This window comes from Alkalibaculum bacchi (assembly GCF_937875145.1).
GTDB classification, from domain to species: domain Bacteria; phylum Bacillota; class Clostridia; order Eubacteriales; family Alkalibacteraceae; genus Alkalibaculum; species Alkalibaculum bacchi_A.
The window spans coordinates 1-3154 of the sequence record NZ_CALNCS010000046.1 but is presented as its reverse complement, the minus strand read 5'-3'; the positions used below and the strand labels follow the sequence as shown (position 1 = coordinate 3154).

Below are 3154 nucleotides of genomic sequence, written 5' to 3'. Positions count from 1 at the left end.
CCAACACAGTAGTAAAAGATAATTATTTGTTTATTTTTTCATGCGATAGCCGTGTCAAGCATTATGTGTCTTATCCTACAAATACAAATAATATGTACTGTCATTTGTACGCTCTGAGTCGTAAATCTTTATTACATTTTCCATAGATAATGATACAAATTCTAATTAGATCATACAATATATTAAATCTAATAAGGAGGAAGACTATGCAAGAATTTTATACTGTTCAAACAGGAGATACATTAAGCAGTATCGCGGCTCGCTAGAGTATCCCCCTTACTTCTCTCATAGTAGCCAACAATTTATCAGCTCCCTATTTAATCTATCCTGGCCAACAACTATCTATGCCTCCAGGTGTGACTACATATGTAGTTCAATCAGGTGATAGCCTCTTCACTATTGCTACAAAATACAGAATCCCTTTACGTACGTTAATTATTTCTAATGCCATTGATGAGCCTTATATTATTTCACCAGGCATGGTACTAAATGTTCCAGTAGGAGTACCCTACTATACGGTTAAACAAGGTGATACACTGTACAATATCGCTAAAAAATACAATGTAAACTTAAATGGACGACCACAACCTGACTTGATATTAAAAGCCAATCCCGGTCTGACACCTAATATTATTCCTGGCATGAATCTACAGATACCCTATGGGCTTCCAAGCGGTGCAGGGCAAATTGCAATACTGCTAAATGATGGATTTAATGATTTCATTGTATTATATGAGCCTGGCTCAGGAGACGAAGTATATTTGACTATGAATAATGCTGGAAGGTCATCGAGGATATTCTGGTCTCCTAATAATAACAGAATTGCCTTTATTGATGAAGCTGGAATTATTTCGATTGTAGATCTCACCACAGATAGAATATCAAAGATAGACCAGATACCCTTACCTGCATTTATAGATTGGTCTCCGGATAGCAGTTCATTGGTTTACTCCACTGGTAAAGTAATTCGCATATACAATGTCATAAACTATACTCATTGGGATATCAATCGACGAGAAGCTTCTTATGTTCAATGGTTTCCAAATCAAAAGGAACTTTTATATGAGGCAAAAGACAGTAACAAACTCAGCCAAATCTACAAAAGCAATATAGATGGCAGTGGTGAAACCCTGTTGACTAATAGAGTAAATGGCCCATTCAACGAAGTAAGATTGTCGCCTGATGGAAAGTACGTGTTATACACATCGCTAGGAGCAAGTATTTCGGAAATATACGTACTAGAACTATTATCAAATGTAGTATATAAAATCGCCAGCGGCCCTGAAGCGAAGAACTTCTACCCAACGTGGTCACCTGATTCCACAAAAATAGCGTACAGCTCTACCTTCTTTAAAAATGGAAAGTACTATTCCTTGATACAAATCTCTAATATTTATGGCACAAATATTAAAACTTTAGCAGTCTCTACCTGCTACGCAACTCCAGTAACTTGGTCTCCTAACAGCCAAAGAATTGCATATCTTTCAGGATGTAGAGAAGATCACCCTCCAGTTGAAGTATGGAGCATAGATATGGCAAAACCAGTACCTACAAATATTTTCAGTGGTTTTCTGTTTTATGACCCAACATACAACAACTGACATCCAAAGGTCTCTCATAGAGAGAGGTTCCTTTAACCCCATTCCTTTAATGTCCATTTGAAATGCAACTTTTTAATGTCTTTAAAATAAATTATTTGCCAATCAGGATAAAAAGAGGAGGGAGACTTCAAAACTTGACTCAACATTTCACGTCCCCTGTGGGTCACTTAAGATTATAGGTGTTTGAGAGGGGTGACTTCTACTTCTATTACTTTATCTCCATAGCCTAAAAAAGAATTATCTTAAGCCATATTTCTGACATATTTTATGGGTATAATTTAAATATAGAAAGAGAGATGCTCTCTAAAATTTAAATTAAAGGAGAAAAAGATGAAAAAATCAAAAAAGATTCTTTTAACTATCGGAGCTGCTACAGTAGTTTTTGCTTCTAGCTTAGGAGTAGCTTTTGCTGGAAACACATTCTCACCAGCAGATAAACTATCACAAATTACAGGTATTTCAGTTGATGAGCTATACGAACAAAAGGTTGATAAGACTTTTGGAGAAATTGCTGCTGAAAAAGGTGTCCTCGATGAATTCAAAGAAGAAATGCTTGAAAGTAAAAAAGAGCTATTAACCCAAAGAGTAGCAGATGGAAGTCTTACTCAAGAAGAAGCAGATGAATACTATATTCAGATGAAGCAAAACAGCGACAATTGCGATGGAATAGGACCAAATAACTCAAATGGCCGAGGATTAGGTCGTGGCAATGGTATGAGAAATAGAATGGGCAACGGCAACCAATTTAATCGATAGTCACATATTAATTCTGTCTTCTCCTTCAAAACAATTATGAATAAAAAGGCAAGTTGGCCATTCACTTAATCACTATAAATCCTGCATTTTATTAAAATGCAGGATTTTTGTATTTATTTTAGAAATAAACTAGGTAGAATTAAATAATCTTCTTTTATTTTGATGCGCTAGGCTCAAAATAAACCACTCCCTACGGGAGGTCAAAGACCTCCCCTACAACCTGGATATCAATATAGGTAGGGGCGCACCTTTGGTCGCCCATTTGCACGGCGCAATATACTACAGGTGCGTACTTTATAAATATTGTTTATGGCGGGAGGTCAAAGACCTCCCCTACTAAATACCTATACGTAGGGGCGTACCTTCGGTCGCCCGTTTGCACGACGCAATATACTAGTGATGTGAAGCATCACTATGTCAATTTTGTAAAAGATGGTTCAGGGTGGCTTTATACTTTAAGATTAGACGCAAAGTTTTTCTCACAAGAAGATACAATCAAAATAGCTGAAACCGTCACCTTCTATGAAAATAGTTTCCCAACTTCAGCCCCCGATTATGGCTCATGAGTGATAATGTCTAGTATGAAAGTAAATCTTCCATTTTTAAAAAGGCTGGACTAATTCCAGTCTATTTAGATGATTTTACCTTTTTCCTTGTGACTCAAAATTACCGGTCCCCCGTGAGCCCCAAGACCCTAGGTATAAGGATGTGCTGCCTAAATTCCTTAACGCTGTTCCAGCCACTTAAGTACTCTCCATATCCATATAAACTCACCACTAATTGATTGTTCGTTAAAC

2 protein-coding genes and 1 pseudogene are annotated in these 3154 nt (G+C 36.8%); all 3 read left to right on the top strand.

Features of this window, described 5'->3' with window-relative positions:
• Window positions 1-149 precede the first annotated feature (149 nt).
• Window positions 150-338, top strand: a pseudogene (locus Q7P22_RS14905) (LysM domain-containing protein); the annotation flags it as partial.
• Window positions 339-356: 18 nt separating this feature from the next.
• Window positions 357-1601 (top strand): LysM peptidoglycan-binding domain-containing protein, encoded by a 1245-nt coding sequence (locus Q7P22_RS02920; protein ID WP_303860422.1) that lies wholly within the window; start codon window positions 357-359, stop codon window positions 1599-1601.
• 330 nt (window positions 1602-1931) lie between these two features.
• Complete coding sequence (locus tag Q7P22_RS02915) at window positions 1932-2357, top strand: hypothetical protein (RefSeq protein WP_303860419.1); 426 nt, start codon at window positions 1932-1934, stop codon at window positions 2355-2357.
• Window positions 2358-3154 lie beyond the last annotated feature (797 nt).

Coding starts and splice junctions, on each gene's coding strand:
- Q7P22_RS02915 (WP_303860419.1), top strand. CDS start 1,932: ATGAAAAAATCAAAAAAGATTCTTTTAACTATCGGAGCTGCTACAGTA.